Origin of the sequence: Paenibacillus amylolyticus (genome assembly GCF_050990605.1) — a bacterium.
In the GTDB taxonomy this organism is placed as follows: Bacteria; Bacillota; Bacilli; order Paenibacillales; family Paenibacillaceae; genus Paenibacillus; species Paenibacillus amylolyticus_H.
Genome location: NZ_CP158832.1, coordinates 928,614 through 954,113 on the forward strand (window position 1 = coordinate 928,614; position 25,500 = coordinate 954,113).

Here is a 25,500-nt window from a genome sequence, read left to right on the forward strand (position 1 = left end):
TATGGGCAGGCAGGTCTTTTGTCATTTTACAGATGAAAGAGTGAGAGTATGTTTCCCCTTTTTACAAAGGCAAGCGCCAAGATCTATGGACTGGTTGGTTTATTCATATTACTTCTACTTGCTTGCCTAGCCAGTATGATTCTGGGACGTACCCATATCACGTTTCAGATGGCATGGGATGCACTGCAATTCTATGACGAGAGTTCTGTGGAACATGTGGTGCTCCTGACGGAGCGGCTGCCACGTACAATTATCGCTGCTGTCGTTGGTGCAAGTTTGGCCGTGGCGGGTGGACTAATGCAGGCATTGACACGTAACCCGCTGGCATCACCAAGTGTGTTCGGAATTAATTCCGGTGCGATCTTTTTTATTGTTGTTGCCATTGTGGTATTGTCCGTATCCTCGCTAACCACCATGATGTGGTTTGGTTTTGCAGGGGCGGCCGTTGCCGCGGCAATTGTATATGGGCTAGGTTCCCTCGGTCGTGATGGCCTGACACCGATCAAAATTGTACTGGCGGGGACGGCCATCTCAGCATTGTTTGCCTCTTTCACACAGGCCATTCTGGTGCTGGATGGAACCGGATTGCAGGATGTACTCTTCTGGCTTGCCGGTTCAGTAAGTGGTCGGACGCTGGATATGTTATATCCTGTTCTGCCGTACATGACAGCCGCAGCTATTGTCGCTCTGTTCATGGGCAGAGCCATCAATCTGCTGCTGACGGGTGACGATATCGCCAAAGGCATGGGGCAGAATGTACTTCTGGTCAAGGTGCTCATGGGTGTTGTTACTGTGTTGCTGGCGGGTGGGTCGGTTGCTGTAGCCGGTTCGATCGGTCTTGTCGGTCTGGTTGTCCCGCATATCATGCGTGCGCTGGTGGGCAATGATTACCGCTGGCTCGTTCCTTACTCTATTGCAGGGGGAGCGATTCTGTTGCTGTCCGCGGATGTGGTCGCACGGCTGGTGATCATGCCGCAGGAAGTTCCACTTGGTGTCATGACTGCATTGATTGGCGGACCCTTCTTCGTGTACATAGCCCGCAAGGGGGTGACGAAGATATGAGGAAGATGTGGACTTTTCGCAACAAAAAAGACACCGTCTCGGTGCAAATGGAACGAAAATCATTGGTTGTCATCGGCATGTGTATCCTCTTATTCCTGGTGGCAGGAGTGGTCGGTACCAGTGTAGGCAGTGACTTTATTTCTCCGCTGGATGTGCTCAGAACGATATTTGGTCTGAATGCAGGGGAGCATGACTTCGTCGTGCTGACCTTAAGACTGCCACGAGTGTTATTATCTCTGCTCGTGGGTGCAGCCCTCGGTATGTCAGGTGCGCTCTTGCAAGGTATTATCCGTAACCCACTTGCCTCACCGGATGTCATCGGAATCACCGGCGGCGCGGCCGTTGCGGCTGTAGGTTTTGTTACATTGCTGGGCGGAGCGATGAGCATCAAGTTGTTACCACTGTTCGCCATCGCTGGCGCAATTGTGACGGCATTAATCATCTACGTGCTTGCCTGGAAAAAGGGAGTCAGTCCGATCCGGCTGGTGCTTATTGGAATTGGAGTGTCAGCCATTACCGGAGCTGGAACGACCTTTATGCTGATCCTGAGTCCGTTCTACACGGCAAGTCAAGCATACATCTGGCTGACAGGAAGTATATACGGAGCATCGTGGACCGATGTCCGAACGATTTTGCCGGTTATCGTGATTGTTGTACCGCTGGCGATCTGGTTCGCCCGCAGCCTGAATGCACAGGAGTTCGGGGATGATCTGGCCACAGGGCTAGGGGTAACTGTGCAGCGGCATCGTTCAGCGTTGTTGTTATGCAGTGTATTGCTGGCGGGAATTGCCGTTGCGGTTGCCGGAACCGTTGGGTTTGTTGGCCTAATCGCTCCACACATTGCCCGGAAGCTGGTCGGCCGGATGTTTGGCAGTATGCTGATCGTGTCCGGACTGGTTGGTGCTCTGCTTGTATTTGCGGCAGATCTGATTGCTCGTACAGCCTTTCTACCGCTTGATGTTCCCGCAGGGGTATTCACCGCAGGCGTAGGCGCACCATTTTTCCTGTATTTGTTGTTCAAGAATCGAAATCAGTTTTGAGGAGGAGAGAGCTGTGAGTATTCTGGAAGCCAAGGAGCTTACGATCTCCTATGGAGCAGATCCCATTATTGAAAATTTGAACCTGACCATTCCCAAGGGACAGATTACTGTCCTGATTGGCAGCAACGGCTGTGGCAAATCTACGCTGCTGCGTACGATGGCCCGGTTGCTGAAATCCAGCTCCGGTTCGGTGCTGCTGGATGGAGAAGAGATTGCAAAGTTGCCGACCAAGGAAATTTCAAGACGCATGTCCATCCTGCCACAGGGTCCGACTGCTCCTGAGGGCCTGACGGTGAACCAACTGGTTAAGCAAGGACGTTATCCACATCAAACGTGGTTGAAGCAATGGTCACGAGAGGATGAGCGCATGGTCAAGCTGGCACTGGAATCCACACATCTGACTGACCTAGCGGATCGGCCTGTGGATGCACTGTCCGGTGGACAGCGTCAGCGTGCCTGGATTGCCATGACACTTGCGCAGGGCACCGAAACGCTGCTGTTGGATGAACCTACAACCTATCTGGATATGACACATCAGATTGATATCCTTGATCTGCTGTTTGAGTTGAACGAACGGGAAGGACGCACGATTGTCATGGTACTTCATGATCTGAATCTGGCATGTCGTTATGCGCATCACATTGTGGCTGTTCACAACAAGTCCATCTACGCGGAAGGTAAACCGGAAGATATTGTTACACAGGACATGGTCCGTAAAGTCTTCCAGATGGAGTGTGAGATTGCAGTTGATCCACTCTTTGGCACACCAACCTGTATCCCGCACGGAAGGGGAAGGAAGCTGAATGGAGAACAGCGGTACACCCAGCTGGCTTGAGGATCAAAAAGTCCGCTTTTGATTCGTTCGATAGTTATTCAAAACTCCAAATCAACTCCATTGTATGATCATACAGATGACAAATTAGGCAAACCGTTGGTAAAACCATGTCTCAGGCTTGCCCGGTTTGTTATGCCTATTATTCGATAAAAGCATACCTGCATCGACTCAAACCTACATTAAATTCAATCTTATTTTTCCTTAAAAGTTTATTATTGACAATATAACTCGAATTGCCATAAAATAGATTTTATATGATATTGATAATCATTATCAATTTATAATTACAAAAAAATGATGAACGTATGAGCAATATAAGTTGAATTAATCATTTACATGCAACGGAGAGGACAGAAAAAACCTGAAAAAGCGAAGCTAAAAGCTTTCTGCAAGAAAGCTGCATCGGAAGCATAAGCTGCGCCTTTATCCCCGGATTTTTCCCTTGAGAAAAGGGAATCAAAAAATCTGGGGATAACAGTGATTGGAAGGTTGTTCTGTCAGTGTAGTGTCAGCGTAAATAATCTTTATTTCAACTTATATAGGAGCGAGTACTTTCATTCGATCGAGGAGGATTTTCAGTGTTTCCGAAAGGGATTCATAATCTGCAAAACCGACTCATTATAAACAAAGCGAGAGAAATGGGCATCTCCTGTGAGCCACTTCTTCAGGGATGCGAAGATTTTCTGAAGCTATCTGTACGGGACAAAGAGATCATCATTAACAAAACCAGATCTCATCGTCTGCCGTTAATCGCTGGACTGCTTGCGAAGAACAAGCAGGCATGTAATATGTTGCTGCATGAACAGGGCATGCCTGTACCGTCATTTATCGTGATCCCGGAGATGGGGAGTGAAGCAGTAGCTTTTCTGAATAGATACGGCTCCATTGTGGTGAAGCCGCTGGATGCGAGCAGCAGCATGGGCGTGACGCTGGATGTGCGTACAGTAGAAGAACTGGAGGCAGCCATTCGTCTTGCGAGTGCCCACGGCAGCAGCATTATGTTACAGCAATATGTGACCGGAATCGATTACAGAGTGCTGATCATCAACGGTGAAGTGGCGGCTGTGAATGAGTATCGGCCTGTCTATGTCGAGGGAGACGGAATTTCAACCGTTCGGGCGTTAATTGAGCAGTTGAATCAGGAACGAATCGAGATGACACCCATTGGCGAGTATGAAGCGTTTCCCAAGATTAATGCAGAAGCTGAACGTCTGTTAGAGGTATTACGTGCACAAGGGACAACACTGGATGAAGTACCTGCCGCTGGTAAAGAAGTCGAGTTATATGATCTCCGCAATTCTGCCGCCGGAAAAATCAGTGAATTCTACAAGGATTGTACCGAAATCATTCATCCCGAAAATGCCCGAATGATCATTCAGGCGGCAAAGACTCTTCAGATCGATGTAGCAGGAGTCGATGTTCGTTGTCGTGATATCCGCACCCCGATCTCCAGAGATCAGGGAGGCATCCTGGAAGTGAACGCCTTGCCAGATCTGACACACCACGTCTTTCCCCATGGTGGGACAACTCGTGATGTGGTTCGGTTATACCTGGAATACTTGTGTCAGGAACAACGTGAATATAAGTGATATAACTTATAACAACGCATAGATGACAATAAATAACGGATAACAGATGACGGATACCCTTATTTATAATTCGGAACTAACCATGATTTTGAACCAATACTATGTCTTATGCAAAATGCAGAACAAGAAACACAGGCAGCAGGTTCAGCCTGAATCGATTATAAGGAGCGTTTGAGGGCTATGTCAGTAGAGGTGCAGACGGAATATCTGAAGATGCAAAATGAGAAGGAATCCAATGCAAGATCGTACCCCAGACATTTCCCACTTGTCATTAACAAGGCCCATGGGGTGAAGATTACCGATACGGAAGGCCGCGTATTCTACGACTGCCTGGCTGGTGCAGGAACATTGGCGCTGGGGCATAACCATGACACGGTGGTCAACGCCATTCGCGATGTTCTGGATCAGCAGATTCCGCTTCATACACTGGATTTGGCAACGCCGCTGAAGCTTTCATATATGCAAGAACTATTCTCCATTCTTCCGGCAGAGATGCGAGACAAAGCCAAAATCCAGTTCTGTGGTCCAACCGGAGCGGATGCAGTAGAAGCAGCCATTAAGCTGGTCAAACATGCTACAGGTGGCAAGTCTATTCTTGCCTTTCAGGGAGGTTATCACGGTTCAACACAAGCGACGATGTCGATGAGTGGCAACCTGAGCAAGAAACAACATCTGCAAAGCCTGCTGCCGGATGTTCATTTCCTTCCGTTTCCTTATGAATACCGCTGCCCATTTGGTGTTGGTGAGGGCATGACGGCCCGGTTAAGTTCACAGTATATCGAGAACTTGCTTGATGATTGCGAGAGTGGGATTGCGGCACCGTGTGGGGTCATTGTGGAGACGGTACAGGGAGAAGGTGGGGCAATTCCGGCAGACATTGAATGGTTGAAGGAGCTGCGACGAATCACAGCAGAGCGAAGCATTCCGCTTATTATTGACGAAGTGCAGACAGGCATCGGACGGACAGGGCGAATGTTTTCGTTTGAACATGCCGGAATTGTACCTGATGTAATCATCTGCTCCAAAGCAGTTGGCGGAAGTCTGCCCATGTCTGTTGTCATCTACCGGGAAGAGCTGGACCAATGGCAGCCTGGAGCGCACACAGGCACATTCCGTGGCAATCAGCTGGCCATGGCAGCGGGACTTGCGACACTTCGTTATATTCGGGAACAGGATGTTCTACACAACGTACATCTGCGCAGTGAGCAGTTCATGAATCAACTGAATGCATTGAAAGAGCGATATGCAGAGATTGGTGATGTGCGTGGCAGAGGGCTGATGATTGGTGTTGAGGTGGTTAATCCGGCAGGACGCAAGGATCGTCTGGGACATTATCTGCCTAATGGTGCACTTGCTGAGTCTATTCAGCGTGAATGTTTCAAGAATGGATTAATTGTGGAACTGGGCGGGCGTCATTCAGCTGTTGTTCGTTTTCTGCCGCCGCTGAATATTACGGAGCAAGAAACGGGCGCAATCCTTGCGATCTTTGAGAAATCGGTAGCTGAAGCGATTGCCTTAGCAACGGCTGCATGTTGAATCTATCCCTGATGAAAAGGCATGCAGTATTACTCGCGATTCTGATCGGTGCTTTTTCGCTGGTGCTGACCAACAGTGCATTTAACCTGCTGCTGCCTTATTTTGTGCAATATTATCAGATCTCTACGACAGCAGGCGGATGGATCATTGCCTTGTACATGCTGGCTATGACGTTAACGATGCCGCTGGCTTCCCTGATTGTGGATCGATTGGGCCGTAAGCAGACGTATATGCTGGGCATCAGTTTATACGGATTGTTCTCGGTGGCAGGTGCCCTATTTTATCACTCTATTGAGGTACTGTTACTGGTCCGTTTCATGCATGGGGTTGCCGCAGGGCTGATGATTCCGTTATCACTTGTGCTGCTGTTTGATGTCTACGGACCGGAGGTAAGAGGACGAATTACCGGTGCTTGGGGCTTGCTGCTAATGCTGGCTCCGGCTGCCGGTCCAACGCTGGGGGGCTTCATCATTCAGTATGGACGGCTTGAAATGCTGTTCTGGCTTAATGTGCCACTGGCTATATTCTCGTTGATCGGGTGCGGTCGAGTCATTCAAACCTATATCCCTGCCCGTAGGAAACGATGGCATCCAACCAGTGTCATGCTGCTGATCTGCGCAGTAGGTGCCCTTAGTCTGGGATTACAGTTGTATGCGAGTCCTGTCGTGGCGGTATGGGTACCTTGGATACTGATTGCTCTCGGTGTGGTGCTGCTCATTCGTTTTGTCCAGACCGAGAACGGTCGCAAGGAACCACTGATCCGGTACCAGTTGCTGCGGCGTAATGCCGTCTTTCCGCTGACTGTATTGATCTCGACCATTCAGGATTGTGTCATGTTTGGCGTGATCTTTGCCTTGCCGTTATTGTTCCAGGACGTCTTCCACCTGTCACCGGCTTTGTCCGGTGCACTGTTCATTCCCTTATCGATCAGTACAAGTCTATTCATGTGGATTGGCGGCAGCTTGCTGGATCGTGGTCGGTCCATGCATTTTATCGCATGGGGCACATTGTTGGTGTCCATATCGATCTTGTCGTTTGCAGTTCTGCCCCTGGGAGCATCGATCTGGATCATCGGGATGCTCATGGCATGCCGTGGAATTGGCGTTGGTCTGTCAGGCATGAGTATCTCTGCGATTGGTCTGCAAGCATTACCGGACGAAGACATGCACGAAGGGTCGGTGTTATCAACCACGATTGAGCGGCTGGCTTCTTCGTTTGCGGTGATGGGCATGACCCTGTATTACGATATGCGTTGGCAATGGCTTGCCGGGGCAGGAACGTCCATGGAGATGGCAAAATGGGGAGCACTCAAAGAGATCTGTATCGGACTTGGCTGCGCCATACTGCTTACACTTCCCCTGGTCTTACTTATAACCCGAAAGAAGGTTGGCATCATTGTTCGAGATGGAAAACAAGCTCCGGTCTGAGGCTGAGCAGCAGGCCCATGAACATTCGTGCAAGCTGCTGTTGAACTGTTACATCCGTGAGCTTGCGCTAGAGAAGGAAAGCGATATTCGGATCAATCCAAATACGCTGTCGTACACTGTTGCTTTTCATGCCAGTAGGGTGAAGGTGACAGGACGCTTGTCTTATTACTCTGCCATAGGGGAGCATGAATACCTCAGCATGGAATCTGGCGGGGAAGCGGTGCATTATGGCGACCTGGTGCGTTGGATCACATCTGAGCTAAGCGGGAATGGGGAACAGGGAGCGAGTTCGGTTCAACATGGAATGAAGAAAAGTGTGATGGAAATGAAGAGTTCACTTGAGCTGGAGAATGTACATCCATTGGGTGAGAATACGAATCGTGTCGAGGCGGCATATGCCAGAGATTTTGCACAAAAGGTAGATAACAGTGTGGGCAACCTTACGTTGTATATCGAACAAGCAGCCGGTCTCGACATCCACGACTATCGCACATCTGAACAGTCACTGTTGTATGGTCATCCGTTCCATCCGTTTCCGAAGAACTCCAAAGGCTTCAGCGAGCAGGATGTACAGAAGTACAGTCCGGAGTTACGGACATCATTTCAACTCTGTTATATCGCCGTGAGGCAGGATGTCTACGTGCAGGAATGGGTGGATGACGAGGCGGCAATGGATTTGCATGACCTCCTGCAGAGCCATGTGGAGCCTATTTTAAAAGAAAAGAGCGGAATGTATGGGCTTCTGCCCGTCCATCCATGGCAATACGCATACATATCACGGTTGACCGAGATACAGTCCTATTTTCGAGATGAAAAATTAATTCTGCTCGGAAGTAGGGGGCCAACCGTCTATCCAACTTCTTCGGTTCGTACGGTGTATGTTCCCGCATGGAACTGCAATATCAAGCTGTCACTGAACATGCAGATCACCAACATGATTCGCACCAATAGTGCTGAGCAGATGCGCAGAACACTGGATGCCTCCAAGTACGTCAGGCAGCATGACTGCTTCGGTGCTGAATCGAACACGCATATTGCGTATGAGACAGGCGTAGCGACATGTGCTTTTGAAGATGAAGAGTTAACGAGTCTGTTTACGATAGCTTATCGACCAATTGAGTTCGACCCTGCGAATACGTATGTACTATCCAGTCTGGTTGAGGCACCGCTTCCCGGGATGCGTTCCAGGTTGATGACGATGCTGGGTGGTGGACGTGATATAGCGGAGCAATGGCTGAATCGATATCTCAAATGTTCTCTGTTGCCGATTGTACGGGCGGCGGGAGAGAAAGGCATTCATTTTGAAGCTCATTTGCAGAATACCCTTGTGACCTTAAAGGATGGGTTGCCTGTTGATTTTATCGTCCGCGATCTGGAAGGGGTCAGTGTGGATGAGGAACTTATCCGTGGGCAGGATCGCGCTGCGTCCGATTTATTATTTTATTCGCGAGAGAAAGCCTGGGCGCGGACATCGTACTACTTTATCGTCAATCATCTGGGGTCTCTGATTCATGCGATGGCGCGAGATGTGAACGTCCCGGAGGAGCATTTCTGGAAGCAGGTACGTGAGGTACTTGTGGAGGAACTGGAACGAACGGGCAATGCATATGTGCAACATCTGCTGACAACGGATGCATTTCTGGCCAAACAAAACTTGGTGAGTTGTCTAAGAGGGATCAGCCAGACCCCGGCCTACGTGCCAGTGAGCAATGTAATGAAACGAATAGGGAGTGAAGTGCGTGGGAGTTGTGGGATACAGATCTGAAGCAAGCGGCAGGACAGAAGCAGTCTACGTGAATGTACAGGAACGAATCATGCGGCAGACGCTGGAGGCGATGTGGTTCGAAGGCATATTGGACAGTCATGTAAGTGGGAGCGAATGGCGAACTGAGGGACGTACATCTTCCGGCGATTCTGTGGCGTACACGTGTGAAGCGGAGCGGAAGTTTTCATTTGGCCGGGTGAAGGTGAAGAAGGGTTCGATCCAAAGAGAAGGCGTACCTTGCACCGATCTGGATCTGTTTTTGGAGGAAATCGTGCTGAACGCATTGAAGGGTGCAAATGTGACGGCTTTTATCCAGGAACTGCTCGAAACGATGGCAAAGGATAGTCAGTGCCGAGCTATATTGCCCTTGAACATTCCGAGTGAGGATCGGCATTATGATGCGCTTGAAAGTCACATGACCGACGGTCATCTGTACCACCCGAGCTACAAGTCGAGACTGGGATTTTCTTTGAAAGACAATCTGGCCTATGGCCCTGAATTTAACTCGGAGGTTGCATTAGTCTGGGTGGCTGTGAAAAAAGAATTTGTTCAGACCGCTGTATCCGCGGGGTATAGCTCTGAAGAACTGATAGGGCAACATCTGACTGGGGAGGACGTACAGCGATTCCATCAGATGCTGCAACACCAAGGTCGAATGGACATGGTGGAGAAAACCAACGCATATGCGGCGAGTGCAAATCAGCTTGGGAGCAGTGCCGAGGTTGGTGAAATAACAGTTGTTCAAGAGAGCTTAATAGGCTCTAGCGTTGGCGGCAAAGGCAGCAAGGTGGATGGAGAAATAGGTTCTGACGCAGGTGATCGATATGTATTCATTCCGGTTCATCCGTGGCAGTGGGAGCACCAGTTGGAATCGGTATATGCCCGTCAGCTGATGGATGGAGACATCGTGTATCTTGGTCCATCGTCTTCGCCCTATCGTGCGCAGCAGTCGATCCGTTCACTGTCGAACCGGGTGAATCCGGAAGCCCCTTATATCAAGCTGGCCCTCAGCATCACCAACACGTCGAGCACGCGGATTCTGGCACAGCATACAACCCAGAACGCACCGCTGATCAGCGATTGGCTGGATAATCTCGTTTGTGATGATGAGCTGTTGCAGCAGGCGCAGTTTGGCATTCTAAAAGAAATCATGGGACTGTCGCTCCGTTATGAGCAGTTGCCTGCAACGCAGTATGGACGGGCCTACGGTACACTCGGAGCCATCTGGCGGGAGAATGTATCGGTTCACCTGAAGCAAGGTGAGACGGCGTGGCCGCTGAATGCGTTGATGTTGGTGCAGCCGGATGGCGTTCCATTTATTCAGGATGTTATAGAACGACATGGTGTGGAAAAATGGAGCGAGGCCCTCGTTCGCACGGTTACACTGCCGATTATCCATCTGCTCTATGCACACGGGATTGCGCTGGAATCTCATGCTCAGAATATCATTTTGGTACTGGAAGACGATCTTCCGAAACGAATCATAATCAAGGATCTGCATGATGGTGTTCGTTATGTACCAGATCAACTGTTGCACCCGGAAAGAGCACCAAAACTGAATCCAGAGCCGGAAACTCATCGAAAGTTCAATCGGTATTCCTTCATCTATGCGGGAGATGTGTCGGAAGTTCGTGACTATACGTATGACGCATTCTTTTTTATATGCATGACAGATATTGCATTGGCCTTTGAGAAGTTTGGTCTGTCGGAGGAAGCGTTCTGGCAGCTGTGCGCAGGGGTAATTGTGGATTATCAGCGAGAGCACCCGGAGTATGAGGAACGGTTCGTTGCATTTGACCTTTTTGCCGAAGATGCACTGATCGAAGAGATGACCAAGCGCCGTCTGTATGGGGATGGGGAGTTGTATTTCCGCAAGGCGATCAATCCGCTTAAGGTATCGAAGGATGTACTTGAATCAAAGAGAACACCCGAATTAAAGGAAATTGTCGAATGAGAATCAATACGCTGAAGGAAAAGATTGCACGTAAACAGCTCGTGTATGGCCTTTTTGTATCCATACCCCACCCGGTCATCATCGAGATGATCGGACATGCGGAATATGACTTTGTCATCATTGATCTGGAACATGCCGCAACATCGATGGAATCGGTGGAAGAGTTGATTCGGGCTGCGGAACTGGTCGGCCTAACTCCGCTTGTACGTATCTCGAAGGTGGAGCGAGCGGAGATTCTTAAAGTGCTGGACTGCGGTGCACAGGGTATCGTCATTCCGCATGTCGAGCAACTGGAGCAGGTGGAGGAAGCGGTTCGTCACGCCTATTATCATCCGGTTGGCATGCGGAGTTTGAATAGCGGTCGTCCTGGTGTATTCGGGAAATATCCGCTCACGGGATACATTGGGGAAGCAAACGAACAAGTGATGATTGTTCCCATGATCGAAAGTGCGGAGGGCGTTCGGCAAAGTGCACAGATTCTGTCTCACCCACAGGTGAGTTTTGTATTGGAAGGGGCAGCGGATCTGTCGCAATCTCTCGGCGTGCCATGGCAGACCGAGCACCCGGATGTGAGACGTGCGCTGGATGAATTGCATGCTACCGCGCAGCAGTGCGAAGTACCTTATGCTACGGTCACGAGAGGTGTGGATGACATGTCGCTGTGGGCGGAGCGGGGAGTACATATATACGTGCTGGGTGATGATCGGAATACGGCGTTTCGGGCGTATGCCCAAAAACGGAACGACTACAGGAATGCAGGTGGGCAACTATGAAATCGAGTGTATGGCAAGCGATCGATGAACTTCAACGCGGAATGGAAGACCCGGTATGTGCGTATGTCTATGATCTGGCAGGCATTCAGGAACAGGTACGTCAGATGCTGGACAGCATGCCCGGGAACACACAGTTGTTCTACGCCATCAAGGCGAATCCAGATCCGCGGATCATAGAGGCGTTGCTTCCATTTGTGAAGGGCTTTGAGGTGGCTTCGATTGGAGAGCTGCTCAAGGTTAGAGCGGTAAGTCGAGAGGTTCCGATTCTGTTCGGCGGTCCGGGGAAAAAGGAGAGCGAACTGCGGCTGGCGATCGAGCATGGCGTAAGTTACATTCATGTGGAGAGTTTGCTGGAGCTGCGCCGCATCATCGCGATTGCGAAAGAGAGAGCGATGTATCAAAAGCATGAGCCGAAACATAAGCAACAGCAGAAGCAACAACAGGCGCAGGACGTGCGCATTCTTCTTCGAATCAATCTGCGAAGCAGTGCGTTACCTCGTACGAAGATCGTTATGGGCGGTGGGCCAAGTCCTTTTGGCATCGATGAAGAAGTAGTGGAAGAAGCGATCGAACTTATTCATGTGGAAGGCGCGGGTATTGTTCGGTTGAGCGGGTTCCATTTTCACTCCTTGTCCAACAATATGGACGCCAGACTGCACGCTGAGATGATTGAGCTGTATTTGCAAAAGGTGGAGCAGTGGCGGCACAACTATGATCTTCCTGTGGAAGTGGTGAATGCAGGAGGCGGGTTTGGTGTTACGTATGATGGGAGTTCCGGATTCGACTGGCCCTTATTCACTTCCCTGCTGGAGCAAAGTGAAGCCAGAGAACGCCTTGCTTCACGTGGAGGCGAGTTATATTTCGAATCGGGCCGTCTGCTGGTGGCAGACCACGGATATTACGCGGCAGAGGTTACGGATATCAAAACTTCTCATGATCAGTATTTTGCCGTGTTAAGAGGAGGTACGCACCACAATCGTTTGCCTGCTTCATGGGGGCATAACCACCCGTTTCAGATTATGACGACAGATCGCTGGAAGCATTCATTTGCCCGCCCAGAGGTAAGGGATGGTCGAGTCCATATCGTAGGTGAGCTGTGTACACCCAAGGATCGCATGCATTCCGATGCGGAGGTAGCACTGCTGCGGGTGGGAGATATTGTTTTGTTTGAAAAGTCTGGAGCATATTGCTGGACCATCTCGCATCATGATTTTCTGGGGCATCCGCACCCGGCATTCCATTATCTAACGGAGGACAATAATCATGTCAACACTGATGAAGCGTTCCAGTCTGCAAGCCGCTGAACGCCGGATTATGGCGGATCTGATGAATTCATTTTTGTCGGAGCAATTGCTTCCACTGGAGAATCACCCATTCATTGATTTTGCCACGGCACCTGCACCATTCCGTCGATTGTACAAGCAATATGACAGTGAAGAGCATAATCATAATCAGAATGTAGCTTCTTATTTCAGATTACACACTCAAGGCGTGCTGTGTTTGGTTGAAACAGGAGTAAGACAGGGGACTCAATGGGTTCAGGGTTCACCGATCTACGAAGAGAAAGCAGATGGAAGCTGGGTTCTCCTTGATTCTCCGGCAGAGGTTGGACGTGCGGTGTTACAGAGGGCTGTGTCAGATGAAGAATATAGGCAACCCGGAGTGGCGGAATTCCTGACTAGTTTGGATATTGCTTTAGAGCAGTATGCTCTGGGCTGGGAACAAGTCCAGTACCTGTCCGCCAACGTTCCGGTGTCTGCTTATGAGTGGTTTATCAAAGGTGAGCGTGTTGCTGCATTGCGGGATCGTCCGTTCCACCCATCGTCCAAAGCCAAGGTGGGATTCAACGCAGAAGATGTAACTCGGTATGCAGCAGAGTTCGGGAAGGGGATTTCACTGCGCTGGGTGGCTATACGACTGGATGCCGTGCAGCAAGGTTGTGAAGATGGGTTATCCCTTTTGGACGTGTTAGACGATGTTCAGCGCGGAATGGTGGAAGCCGAGTTTGCCCGAAAAGGGATCACGCTCTACGAATATCTGCCAATGCCTGTTCACCCGTGGCAATTGCAGCATGTGATTCTGCCTCGCTTCACGGGAGAGATTGAAGCAGGCAGTATTGTCGTATTGGATGTAGAAGTGGGCGATGTACAGGCCACATCCTCTCTGCGCTCGATGGCTCCATCAACTGAATCCACCCTAATGCTGAAGCTACCGGTTAGCGTGCTGTCTCTGGGGGCTGCTCGTTATCTGCCGGTGGTCAAACTGTTGAATGGTCTTGCCGGAGAACGGATGTTACGACAGGCGGTTGCCTGTGATGAGACGTTGAAGCACAAGGTTTATATGTGCGAAGAGCAGAACTGGTGGGGTTTCATGCCGGAATCCATGGGACTGTTCGATGATCATCCCCGGCATCTGGCTGCACAGATTCGTGTGTATCCCACTGAGTTGCTGGATGATGATTACAAAGTCATCCCCATGGCGGCACTGGGTGTGAATCTGGATGGCCATCATCTATTAACCGAGATTCTGGGGGATAACCTGAGTAGCACGGATGTGGTGGAATTCTATACGAGTATAGCTACGACGTTCTATGACATCGTGATGCGTCTGTTCAAGGTGGGGGTTGTACCTGAGATTCATGGTCAGAACTGCTGTCTGGTGTTACGGGATAATCAGGTAATAGGGCTCTTGTTCCGCGATCATGATTCCGTGCGTCTACATCAGCCTTATCTGGATCAGCATGGCATTGCAGACCCTGCCTATCATATTCGCCCGGGCTACTCGAACAGCCTGTATAACGAGACGATTCAGAAGCTGATCTTCTATGTGCAGTCGCTCGGGACGCAGGTGAATCTGGCTGCGATCATGGAGGTACTGAGCGAGGTGTATCACATCCCGGAAACGAAGTTATGGGAGATCACGGAGCAGGCTTGGAAGGAAGCGCTGACGCATGTGCAGCTTCCCGAGCATGACCGGGCCGCGCTTGCTCATGCGGTATTTGAGAGCAAGGAGTGGCCCGTGAAGTTAGTTGTCCGTCCGCTGCTTGAAGCAGACGGGGTGCCTGGCGCGATGCCATCGGGCAAAGGCTTAGGGTGGAACCCTTTTTACAAGGGATAGATATGGAAGAGAGAAGGTGACTCGTTTGTCGGGTTGCCTTTTGGTTTGTTATCACTGAGAGTTGAAATGCTCGGAGGGGTAAAACGTTCATCAATCTGGCTAAAAAACTTATGAAATGGAGGTACAAGAAAAGGACTGATGGTATAATCGGGTTATGTGTTATAGTCATACTTGTGTATTATCGAAAAGGTTTTCGTAAAAAGCGATATCTATTGTTGTAACCGCAATCATAATTTACTTCAAGAAAGTGAGAATCTACCATGAATCAGAAGAGACTTTTTAATGATGGATGGCAATTTGCGAAAAGTAAGCTGGATGTTACGGAACCTGCGGGTCTGGTGTATGAACCTGTGGAGCTTCCCCATGATTGGCTGATATATAATACGCTTGATCTGTATGAAGACAGTATTGGTTGGTACCGCAAGACGTTCCATTACACGAAGGATGAGCAACAGCTTCTGCTTTGTTTTGATGGCGTATACATGGACTCTTCGGTGTATGTGAACGGGCAGTTGGTTGGGGAGTGGAAGTATGGCTATTCTGCTTTTGAACATGAGATCACGAATGCTCTGGTGGAAGGCGAGAATGAAATTCTGGTCAAAGTAGTGCATCAGAGCCCGAACAGCAGATGGTATTCCGGGGCCGGAATCTATCGCCATGTGTGGCTGAAGACGAGAGACCGCAACCATATTGTTACGGATGGAACTTACGTATCCATCAAGCAACAGCAAGGTGGCTGGCAGGTGGAACTGGATACGGAGTTGAACCTGGAACAGAATCAGCAGGCAGAACTGGTGCATACGATCCGGTATGAAGGTCAGGTGGTGGCATCCAGCCAAGCGAATGTTACGACTTCGGTGGTTGAAAAAGCAGTTGCAGCGACAGATAGCCAACAGCTTATTGTTGTGAATCCTAACCTGTGGAGCCCGGAGGCACCACATCTGTATGAGCTGGTCACCGAACTGAAACTGATCTCGGAAGATCAGAGCGAGAAGATCATTGAGACGGTATCCCAACGTATTGGATTCAAGGACGTTAAGCTGGATCCGAGTGAAGGTTTCTATCTGAACGGGGTCCACACGAAGATGAACGGTGTCTGTGAACACCATGATCTCGGGGCGTTGGGTGCTGCTTTTAACCTGACGGCATTGCGTAGAAGATTCATCCTGCTGAAAGAGATGGGCGTTAATGCCATTCGGACTGCTCATAATATGCCAGCCAAAGAGTTCATGGAACTTGCGGACGAGATGGGCATGCTCGTGGTATCAGAAGCGTTCGATATGTGGGAACGGGCGAAAACACCGTATGACTATGCGAGATTCTTCCCAGAATGGGCACATACGGACGTGAAGAGCTGGGTGAAGCGTGATCGTAACCATGTCAGTCTGATCATGTGGAGTATCGGGAACGAAATCTATGATACCCATGCGGATGAGCGTGGACAGGAAGTGACTCGGATGCTGATGGATTATGTGCTGGAATTTGATCCAAAAGGCAATGCGGGTGTGACCATCGGTTCCAACTACATGCCTTGGGAAAATGCACAAAAGTGCGCGGATATCGTGAAGCTGGCAGGCTACAATTATGCGGAAAAATATTACGACAAACATCATGAAGAACATCCGGACTGGATCATCTATGGTAGTGAAACGTCTTCGGTGGTACAGAGTCGTGGCATCTATCACTTCCCGTTCGAACAGCCAATTCTGGCAGATGACGATGAGCAGTGCTCGGCTTTGGGTAACAGTACGACCAGCTGGGGCGCGAAGTCGGCAGAATACTGCATTCTGGCAGAGCGGGATACGCCGTATTCACTGGGGCAATTCCTGTGGACCGGATTCGACTATATTGGAGAGCCGACACCGTATCATACGAAGAATTCGTATTTTGGACAGCTGGATACCGCAACGTTCCCGAAAGACTCTTATTACATCTATCAGGCGGCTTGGACCGATTATAAGAAAAGTCCGATGGTTCACCTGTTCCCTTACTGGGATTTCAGCCCGGGTCAGATCATTGATGTACGCGTGTGCAGCAACGCGCCGAAGATTGAGCTACAACTCAATGGCAAAACGATTGGCACGTACGATATCGATCATGCCAATGGAACACAACTGTCCGGCTGGTGGAAAGTGCCTTATGAAGAGGGTGAGCTGATAGCAATCGCTTACGATGAGAACGGCCAGATCATTGCAACCGATGTGCAAAGATCCTATACGGATGCGAAGAAAATTCGTCTGCAAGCGGATCGGGAGCAGTTACAAGCGAATGGAACAGACCTCATTTTTGTAGAAATTGATGTGCAAGATGAAGCGGGCAATCCGGTGCACAATGCGAATAATCGCGTACACGTTCAGGTGACTGGCGCAGGACGTTTGCTGGGTCTTGATAACGGTGACAGCACGGATTATGATCCATACAAAGGGTTGAGCAGAAGAATGTTCAGTGGCAAGCTGATGGCTATTATCGGAGCTACAAATGAACCTGGAACAGTACGGATTGAAGTTTCTTCCGAAGGGTTGGAAGGGGCTACGGCTGAGTTCGTATCGCGGGTTGTGGATGGGGAACTTGAAGTGAGCAGTGTAATTAATAATCAAAATCAAACGCAAGCTGTTTTCATGCAAAATGATGAACGTCCAGTGCTGACGGGAAATGCTCAGGAGATTCCTTTGCGGAAAATCGAGATTATCAGTACTGCAGGACAGTTGCTCGATCCGTCCAACCCGGAGTTAGTTGTAACTGCCAAGCTGTATCCGGAGAACACCTCCTATCGCGATATCGAGTGGGCTGTTGTAAATGATGCGGGGATCGAGTCCAACATAGCCAAGGTGGAAGCTGTTCAAGCGGAAACGGGCGGCAAGGGTGAGCATCAACATGCGGTGAAAGTATCGGCTATAGGTGACGGGGAGTTCCGGCTTCGCGCAACAAGTACCAACGGTACGGACAAAACCAAGCTAATCTCTCAGCTGGAATTCAAGGCGGACGGTCTCGGCACAGCGTACAAAGATCCATACGGGTTCATCACCGGTGGGCTGTACGATTACACCAAAGGTGAGGTTGGTAATGGCAATGAACGTGGGGTAGCGACAAGTCGGGATGGGGAGACGCATGTAGGCTTCCGTAATATTGACTTCGGGCCATATGGCTCCGATACGATTACCATTCCAATTTTTACGCTATCTACGGAGGACTACTTCATTCAGATCTGGGAAGGTATGCCGGATGAAGAAGGAAGTACGATGATCGCAGATGTGGTGTATGACAAAGAGTCCATTTGGAATGTATACCAGGAAGAGACGTATCAATTGTCCAAACGCCTTAGCGGGATCACGTCGATCTGTTTTGTGCTGAAACAGAAGATTCATATTAAAGGATTCTCCTTCGAACGTCAGAGTCGGGCCTTTGAACAGAATACGGCTGCATCCTGTGACCATCTTTATGGAGATACGTTCAAAATCGAGGGTGATCGAGTAGAAGGCATCGGGAATAATGTATCGCTGGAGTTTGAAAACATGGACTTTACGGCAGAAGGCGCGTCGAAGCTTGTTATTTATGGTCATTCGCCGATTGATAAGAATACGATTCATATTCGCTTTGCAGGTGCGGACGGACAGAGCAACCAGCTGGTTGAGTTCACGCAGTCGGGTGGATATGAGGAAAGGGTGTTTGAGCTTGAACGCGTGACAGGTGTGCAAAAGGTAATCTTTATCTTCTTGCCGGGAAGTCAGTTTGACTTAGGCTGGTTCCGATTCGAGAAGTAGTCATATGAGGGGACCGCAGGCGGCACATGGCGTTGTATCCTCATTAGTAATACGGTAATCATTCTTATACACGATAGAATCCTGTGAGGCCTAAGGCTTTGCAGGATTTTTGGCGTAGCACATGGAGAGCAGCATCGACCCTGTCAAAAAGATGAGAGGAAATAAGATGCATACAATTTGTCTTAAGAAAAGTAATAAGAACACTTGTGCCTATATGCTGGCAGATGTAAAATATAGATGTGCCCAATATTAGAAGAATATGGTGGGATGTTCATTTGCTAAATGCCCCGTTTCAAACTGCAACAATCGGAGGAGCCTTGGTCGTAAAATCAAAATCCCTAAATGGAATGGAGACAAAGATGCATGGAAAAGCCAGTGCTGAACCAGGTTAGAGGCGTGTTTATTCCGGTAAGTAACATCGAAAATGCAAGGGACTGGTATTGTCGATTGCTCGGGTTGCCAACAGACGGTGAGATTTTCTTCGGACATATTTACGTGTTGCCAATGGAAGGGGGAACGAATATTGTGCTCGACAGCAAGATGTACTCAGTGGAAAGCATACATAACGTTCCCGTGATCCAATTGGCTTCAGACGACATTGAGAAATCGTATAAACTTCTTCAAGCTCAACATGTGGAAATCATCACCGAAATTCAGAATAATCATTGGTTTAATATCAAGGACCCATATGGAAATGTATTAATGGTATGTGAGTAAAGTATTGTTAGCGATATCGAACAAGGAGGCGCCATATGTTGAAAAGTCCAATTGCCAACAACTTGAGTACAAGCGATATTCATGCTGCATATGAATATGTGAAAGAACTGGGAGCAGAGCACATATCCCAAATTCAAACCTATTCTGATCTATCCGAATTTACCTTTAATGACCCGGATGGGAATGTACTTATGATTTGCACCTGTTACAGTTAACCCAGTTCAGTTGTCATAAAGAAATCCCCTCGGGTCTACGGTGTGGATCACAGGATATCATGTGATCGTTCTCACTGTAGCCAGGAGGGGATATGGTATAGCCATCTGCTTTGAATCTAGAGCTGAACTGCTGTTTTCTTACCTTCTTTACGTTTCTTAGCGTATTCTGCTGTAGCGGTAAACAAAACATCCGAGGATGAATTCAGTGACGTTTCAAAAGAGTCTTGCAGTACTCCGATGATGAAGCCAACACCAACGACTTGCATCGCAATATCATTCGATATGCCGAACAAGCTGCATGCCATAGGAATAAGCAGAAGAGAGCCACCTGCCACACCCGAGGCGCCTGTAGCGGCCACAGCGGATAACACGCTGAGAATCAGCGCTGTTCCAAAATCTACTTGAATGCCCATCGTATGAACGGCCGCAAGGGATAAGACCGATATGGTAACGGCTGCCCCCGCCATATTAATCGTAGCGCCCAACGGGATGGATACAGAATACGTATCCTTATCCAAACCTAACTTTTCACATAATCTCATATTGACTGGAATGTTCGCCGCAGAACTTCGTGTAAAGAATGCTGTGATCCCGCTTTCTCTTAAGCACTGCAAGACGAGGGGGTACGGGTTCTTACGAATGTTCAGATACACGATTAGCGGATTGACTACAAGGGCTGCAAACAACATACATCCAACAAGAACGGAAAGTAATTTGCCGTAACCCAACAAAGACGAAAGTCCGCTTGTTGTAATGGAGTCAAAAATAAGGCCCATAATCCCGAACGGTGCAAACTGAATTACCCACTTCACAATCTTCGATACAGCTTCCGAGAATTGAGTAATCAGGTTTTTGGTGCTATCACTGGAGCTTTTGAGAGCAACACCAAGCAGCACCGCCCAGGCCAGAATACCGATATAGTTTGCGTTCATCAGTGCACTTGCTGGATTATCAACCAACTTCAACAACAAGCTCTTCAGAACTTCAACTATGCCATTAGGCGGAGTCAATTCTTGCACGCCCGATACCAAAGTCAATGTAACCGGAAATAGGTAACTTGCCGCAACCGCGAGTAACCCAGCTAGAAAGGTACTCATAACGTAAAGGACGATAATCCTTTTCATATTGGTTTGGACACCTTTTCGATGATTGGATATAGCGGCCATCACCAAGAGTAATACCAATATCGGGGCAACCGCCTTCAATGCTGAGACAAATAAGGTGCCGAAAAGCGTAATCCCCGTTGCACCGGGCACGACCAGGGCCAAGATGATCCCCACAACAATTCCAAGCATAATTCGTTTAATAAGACTTATTCGGTTCCATTGCATTAATACCGTTTTCATCCATATTCCTCCGAGTTTTAATATTAAATATCATCAAGCAACGCATCGATGCTGTAATGAAGCATAGCGTTAGTTTATCACGGAATTTGTCTTTTGTGTGGTTTGGCAATATTTGTATTCATGGATCATCCCCTGCTTTCCTTATGCAAGCCAGTAGGCATTTACATAACATGAACTAAAGACGCAAAACGGCTTCCATTATAGTTATTCGCACACTCTCCGAACGTGCCACTGACATATACATAGGGCATACACACTGTATGCACCGGCCTAAGGAGAGTGACAATTTTGAAGAATCTGAACAAGAGGACAGCTATCCTCAACAAATTAAGGCCAAGACGAGCCAGATTGAAATACAAAAACAAATTTCCACGAAAACGGAAATGTTATATGATTCGTAAAGTCTGCCGAAGAAAGCACCGCTCCTTGAAGCGTCCATTAAGATCAAAGAACATGTCCCGTGACAAAAAAGTCATTGCATTACCGAGAGCGGGAGTCAACAACCCGGTATGTTGTGAGCCCGGCCCCCCGCTCCCTCCATTGAGACACCATGAATTGGAGATGGTGAGTCTCCCTGGAACGCAAGGTATAGCAGGTGCCCAAGGCTCCGCCGGATTTCAAGGTGAGCCCGGCCAAGCAGGGACTCCCGGAGCGCAAGGCCCAGCTGGTCCTCAAGGTGAGCCGGGCCAACCGGGAGCTCCGGGAGCACAGGGTCCCGCAGGCCCTCAAGGTGAGCCGGGTCAACCGGGAGCTCCGGGAGCACAGGGTCCCGTTGGCCCTCAAGGTGAGCAAGGTCCGCCGGGGACTCCCGGAGCGCAAGGCCCCGTTGGTCCTCAAGGTGAGCCGGGTCAACCGGGAGTTCCGGGAGCGCAGGGTCCCATTGGTCCTCCGGGTGAGCCTGGTCCGCCGGGCAGTGTACCCGGAATTGAAATCATTCCTACGACAAACCGTTACTTCTATTTTCCGGACACCGATCTGGATTTGTCGACCTCGGTTATCATTCCTGCCACAGAATTCACGAATGACGATGGCGGCAGCATAACCGAATTTGCCGGGGTTGGATTTACCAGTTTCAACAATCTTTATATAAACGGGATCATCCAACCGGGAAACTCATACAATGTAAGTGCGGAGAGGTTGTTTTTTTTGTCACAAAACGGTGTGATCTTTGCAGGGACACCTATTATTATCGAGATAATTATAATAACAGTCAATATAATAAATGGATAAAAATGGTTTTATTTACGGGTTGCTTTGCCCTCACTGCGCTCGAATCTACCACATATACTGTGTCAGGTAGGAGGTGAGAAACATGCCACTTGTGACACCATTTCAGAACAGTTTAAGATTTGCTGCAACTATTGGTGATGGAACCGGCACTGGGGAAACGTTTGCCATTGCTGCGACAGCTTTTACAAATGATGCGGGTGTAGCTGCAACGGCATTTCCAGGCACGTTCAACTATTACAATCTTTATATTAATGGCCTTATGCAAACAGCAGATACATCCTCGGCTACGACGACTACAATTACAATTCCCGGTGGAGATGCATTAAATGCAGGGACTCCAATTGTCGTACAATTTGTAGTGTCTTAAAGAAGAGTTAATTATGCTGTATCGTTATCTTGTGCGACTTCTATCTGAGATAGAAGTCGTTTTTTTTGTACAAGACTCCTGGCGATTTAACAGTATTCATTCATGCATTAATGTGCAAAAATAGTTATCCAAGAATGTTGCCCAACTACCGGATAACCTCTGAGTAAATGATCCTTCCGTTTGATTCCAATCCTCACTCTCACTTGTTAAAATTTAGGTACATAAACTATGGTCAGGTTGGCGGTGAAGATCGAATGCAACGTATTCAGGTACATCCCGATGTGTTGGACGAGAAAGCTCGATTGGTTCAGCAGAAGAAACAGGAACTGGAGCGAATGGTCTGGGAACTGGAGAAATCCATCTATATGTTGCAATCCGATTGGTCGGGTGTGACCGGAGAGCGTTTCTTCTGGGATTTTATGCAGGCAAAAGAAGTGTTTCCGACTACATTGAAACGGTTGAATGATATTCAGGAATATTTTCACAATGTAGCGAAAAATTTTAGGACAACTGATGGCTCAGGTGAATCTGTTTTGAGGATTCCAGAAGAACTGGAACCAAGCTTCACTGTTGGATTGATCAACAAATTCATCGGAGAAACAGTGACGGGAATGGGCCAGACAGCAGAAGCTTTCTTCAATAACCCGTTTAGTACAATAGGCAGTGTGGCATATGCGATGACCGTGGGCAAAGTTGTAGACGTTGGGCGTGGTATTCAGTTTGCATGGGATACCGCCTGGGGTACGGGGACGGCGAGGTCTGATATAGAGCAATTTGTAGAAGAGCAGAAGAAGCAAATTGATGAGGATAAGTCGGGTTATTATAAAGGTGCCATGTTAGGCCAGGCTTTCTCCTATTTTCTCTTTGGCAAAGCCTTGCACTCAAAGGATCACAATGAATCGGGTGGAGCAATGGAAGGTAAGAAGGAGAAGAGTGAGGGAAATAGTCTGAACCATGATGGAAGGCTAAGAACGGAAGGTACTAAAACCACATACACAAATTCATTCGGGAATGAAATATCTTGGACTAATCAAGGTCCTAAGGATATAGATGCAATTATCGAAAAAAATTTAAGAAGCTCAAAACCTGGTGATATTTTAGAGGGGCGAGTGGCAGAGACAATAAGAGAGACTGGTAGATTAGAAGGTACAGGTATAGAGTTGAAGTTGCAAAATAAATTAAAAGCAGGCGATATCGATATTTTAACAGAATCGCATATTATTGAAGTCAAGAAGTCTTTAAGTGCCTTAGATGAAAAGCAACTGGATAAGTTGATCAACCCATCAAATAAAAATTATTTTAACTATGACAATCGAGAAGTTATTTATTACATTGAAGATGTAACTGTGAAAAATAAAACTCAGTCTGATTTAGTTGAAAAATTACAAGATCAGAATATAAAATTAATTTGCTCGTTAGAGGAATTGAAGGAGGTTATCAGTAAATGAGTTCAGTAATCATTCTAAAAAAAATCACAAATTATTCTCCGGAGCAGACTCTTGAGAACTTTAAGCATGCAGCACAGAGAGCGAATATGTATTGTTTTCATTTAACAGTTGATCTTGATCCAGATAACAACTTTCAATCTGCAGAAGGCACACTATCTGAAGTAAATGAGGAGACCCTTTCAAATACTGATGATGAAGAAACGATTAGATACTTCACTTTTAACGTGAATAAAGTTGTTGAAGATTCATATGATAGTTTTACATGGCTCACCCAATCAACAGATTACTTTTGGGCAGTGGATATTGTAAATATTAATCATGAATATGAATTTATTTATAGGTTTGTAGTAGAGTATTTTCAACATAATAGGGAAGATTGCTTATGGTTTGATGATGCTGAGTGGTATTACACAGCTGACGATATCTTGAAATTAAGTCAGATGCCTTACAACCCAAAGTGGTGCAGCGAAAAGGTTATGTAAATATGAGGGTGGAGGATTACTCTAGTGCATTAAAATTCAAAAGGATACTACTTAAATGCACTTCTACAAACAAACGTAGAGGTGCTTCTTACTATAAAAAAATTAGGAGAACAGCTTGCCATGATACTAAAAAAACGACTTTTAATGATCGGATGTTGTATTGCCTTTGTGATCTTACTTATTCTAACCTATAGCTTTTATAAAGAGAAAAGAATGTATGAACAGTATCTAACGATGAATGTCCGCCAAGATCTTGTTGATCTGAAGAGTGCGATTATCAATAATGATAGTTTATTTAACCGAATACTGGAGTATGACAAAATAACAAACGAGATGGTCGAGGATGGAGAGCAGGCTAGCCAGCTTTATTATAACTTTACAGATATGATACAGATAATCAATAAGTATAATTTGATGAATCTAAGTTTCAGTCAAGAAGCCAATTGGTTGGTCAAACCTGCAGCATTATTCACAGCTGGCTTAGGTCTAGAAGACATAATGCCACTTACCCTTCACCGTATGGGAATGACATTCGTGAGGCTGGATGTAACCAATTATCCTGTAGCAACTGAACTTAAAGCAAGGATCGAGGAGTATCAGCAGTTAAATCATCGATGGCTGAACATTGTTGGAGACTTTGAATCCAAGGAAACGAACGAGAATGACTTGCCCCAAATCTTGAATGATCTGGAGCAAGTGACCCGTGCTTATTTTAGTGAGAAAAAAGTAGATTTCGTGGAGGCTGACGTTTGGATAGATGCTTTGAATCCAAGATACGAATGATGAAATATCCCCATAGATGACCGGATTAATTGGTTGGTGTCAGTTATAAGAAT

General features: G+C 47.9%; 20 protein-coding genes. 19 read left to right on the forward strand and 1 reads right to left on the reverse strand.

All coding sequences use genetic code 11. The features are described from left to right. Positions 1-48: 48 nt before the first annotated feature. The 14 genes from ABTV53_RS04190 (at position 49) to ABTV53_RS04255 (ending at position 19,791) form a co-directional block, all read left to right on the forward strand. Positions 49-1,062: a FecCD family ABC transporter permease gene (locus ABTV53_RS04190; protein WP_433750970.1), complete on the forward strand. Its 1,014-nt coding sequence runs from the start codon at positions 49-51 to the stop codon at positions 1,060-1,062. Beyond that, on the forward strand, positions 1,059-2,102 hold the full coding sequence (locus ABTV53_RS04195; protein ID WP_433750973.1) for a FecCD family ABC transporter permease: 1,044 nt from the start codon (positions 1,059-1,061) through the stop codon (positions 2,100-2,102). Before ABTV53_RS04190 ends, ABTV53_RS04195 begins: the two co-directional genes overlap by 4 nt. A gap of 13 nt (positions 2,103-2,115) precedes the next feature. Further along, positions 2,116-2,937, forward strand: a complete 822-nt coding sequence (locus ABTV53_RS04200) for an ABC transporter ATP-binding protein (RefSeq protein WP_076213318.1) — start codon at positions 2,116-2,118, stop codon at positions 2,935-2,937. Between the two features lie 578 nt (positions 2,938-3,515). Then, positions 3,516-4,526 (forward strand): hypothetical protein, encoded by a 1,011-nt coding sequence (locus ABTV53_RS04205; RefSeq protein ID WP_433750977.1) that lies wholly within the window; start codon positions 3,516-3,518, stop codon positions 4,524-4,526. A 180-nt stretch (positions 4,527-4,706) separates the two neighbouring features. Then, complete coding sequence (locus ABTV53_RS04210) at positions 4,707-6,062, forward strand: diaminobutyrate--2-oxoglutarate transaminase (RefSeq protein ID WP_433750979.1); 1,356 nt, start codon at positions 4,707-4,709, stop codon at positions 6,060-6,062. A gap of 11 nt (positions 6,063-6,073) precedes the next feature. Then, positions 6,074-7,489 carry an MFS transporter gene (locus ABTV53_RS04215; RefSeq protein ID WP_433750982.1) on the forward strand — a complete coding sequence of 472 codons (1,416 nt, stop codon included), beginning with the start codon at positions 6,074-6,076 and terminating at the stop codon, positions 7,487-7,489. Further along, complete coding sequence (locus ABTV53_RS04220) at positions 7,467-9,254, forward strand: IucA/IucC family protein (RefSeq protein WP_433754044.1); 1,788 nt, start codon at positions 7,467-7,469, stop codon at positions 9,252-9,254. Before ABTV53_RS04215 ends, ABTV53_RS04220 begins: the two co-directional genes overlap by 23 nt. After that, positions 9,229-11,208, forward strand: coding sequence for an IucA/IucC family protein (locus ABTV53_RS04225; protein WP_433750985.1), 1,980 nt, complete (start codon positions 9,229-9,231; stop codon positions 11,206-11,208). Before ABTV53_RS04220 ends, ABTV53_RS04225 begins: the two co-directional genes overlap by 26 nt. Continuing rightward, complete coding sequence (locus ABTV53_RS04230) at positions 11,205-11,981, forward strand: HpcH/HpaI aldolase family protein (protein WP_433750988.1); 777 nt, start codon at positions 11,205-11,207, stop codon at positions 11,979-11,981. The genes ABTV53_RS04225 and ABTV53_RS04230 overlap by 4 nt, the downstream gene beginning before the upstream one ends. Then, on the forward strand, positions 11,978-13,285 hold the full coding sequence (locus ABTV53_RS04235; RefSeq protein ID WP_433750990.1) for a type III PLP-dependent enzyme: 1,308 nt from the start codon (positions 11,978-11,980) through the stop codon (positions 13,283-13,285). Before ABTV53_RS04230 ends, ABTV53_RS04235 begins: the two co-directional genes overlap by 4 nt. Further along, positions 13,245-15,098, forward strand: coding sequence for an IucA/IucC family protein (locus tag ABTV53_RS04240; RefSeq protein WP_433750993.1), 1,854 nt, complete (start codon positions 13,245-13,247; stop codon positions 15,096-15,098). Before ABTV53_RS04235 ends, ABTV53_RS04240 begins: the two co-directional genes overlap by 41 nt. 260 nt (positions 15,099-15,358) lie before the next feature. Continuing rightward, positions 15,359-18,859: a glycoside hydrolase family 2 TIM barrel-domain containing protein gene (locus tag ABTV53_RS04245; protein WP_433750996.1), complete on the forward strand. Its 3,501-nt coding sequence runs from the start codon at positions 15,359-15,361 to the stop codon at positions 18,857-18,859. 363 nt (positions 18,860-19,222) lie between these two features. Then, positions 19,223-19,576: a VOC family protein gene (locus ABTV53_RS04250; RefSeq protein WP_433750999.1), complete on the forward strand. Its 354-nt coding sequence runs from the start codon at positions 19,223-19,225 to the stop codon at positions 19,574-19,576. A gap of 35 nt (positions 19,577-19,611) precedes the next feature. After that, entirely contained in the window at positions 19,612-19,791 is a 180-nt protein-coding gene (locus tag ABTV53_RS04255) for a VOC family protein (protein WP_433751001.1), read from the forward strand. A 116-nt stretch (positions 19,792-19,907) separates the two neighbouring features. On the opposite strand, the gene sstT is transcribed toward ABTV53_RS04255, so the two are convergent. Next, complete coding sequence (gene sstT, locus ABTV53_RS04260; RefSeq protein WP_433751003.1) at positions 19,908-21,137, reverse strand: serine/threonine transporter SstT; 1,230 nt, start codon at positions 21,135-21,137, stop codon at positions 19,908-19,910. 453 nt (positions 21,138-21,590) lie between these two features. On the opposite strand from sstT, the gene ABTV53_RS04265 reads away from it, so the two are divergent. The 5 genes from ABTV53_RS04265 to ABTV53_RS04285 all read left to right on the forward strand — a co-directional run bounded on the left by ABTV53_RS04265 (position 21,591) and on the right by ABTV53_RS04285 (position 25,447). Further along, the gene (locus ABTV53_RS04265; RefSeq protein ID WP_433751006.1) at positions 21,591-22,367 is read left to right on the forward strand and encodes a DUF4183 domain-containing protein; all 777 of its coding nucleotides are present in this window, start codon (positions 21,591-21,593) and stop codon (positions 22,365-22,367) included. An 82-nt stretch (positions 22,368-22,449) separates the two neighbouring features. Continuing rightward, a complete protein-coding gene (locus ABTV53_RS04270; RefSeq protein WP_433751008.1) occupies positions 22,450-22,734 on the forward strand; it encodes a DUF4183 domain-containing protein in 285 nt (94 codons plus the stop codon). Positions 22,735-22,988: 254 nt separating this feature from the next. Further along, positions 22,989-24,182 (forward strand): WXG100 family type VII secretion target, encoded by a 1,194-nt coding sequence (locus tag ABTV53_RS04275; RefSeq protein ID WP_433751011.1) that lies wholly within the window; start codon positions 22,989-22,991, stop codon positions 24,180-24,182. Further along, positions 24,179-24,664, forward strand: coding sequence for a hypothetical protein (locus ABTV53_RS04280; protein ID WP_433751013.1), 486 nt, complete (start codon positions 24,179-24,181; stop codon positions 24,662-24,664). Before ABTV53_RS04275 ends, ABTV53_RS04280 begins: the two co-directional genes overlap by 4 nt. A gap of 120 nt (positions 24,665-24,784) precedes the next feature. Continuing rightward, positions 24,785-25,447, forward strand: a complete 663-nt coding sequence (locus ABTV53_RS04285; RefSeq protein ID WP_433751016.1) for a hypothetical protein — start codon at positions 24,785-24,787, stop codon at positions 25,445-25,447. Positions 25,448-25,500: the final 53 nt, after the last annotated feature.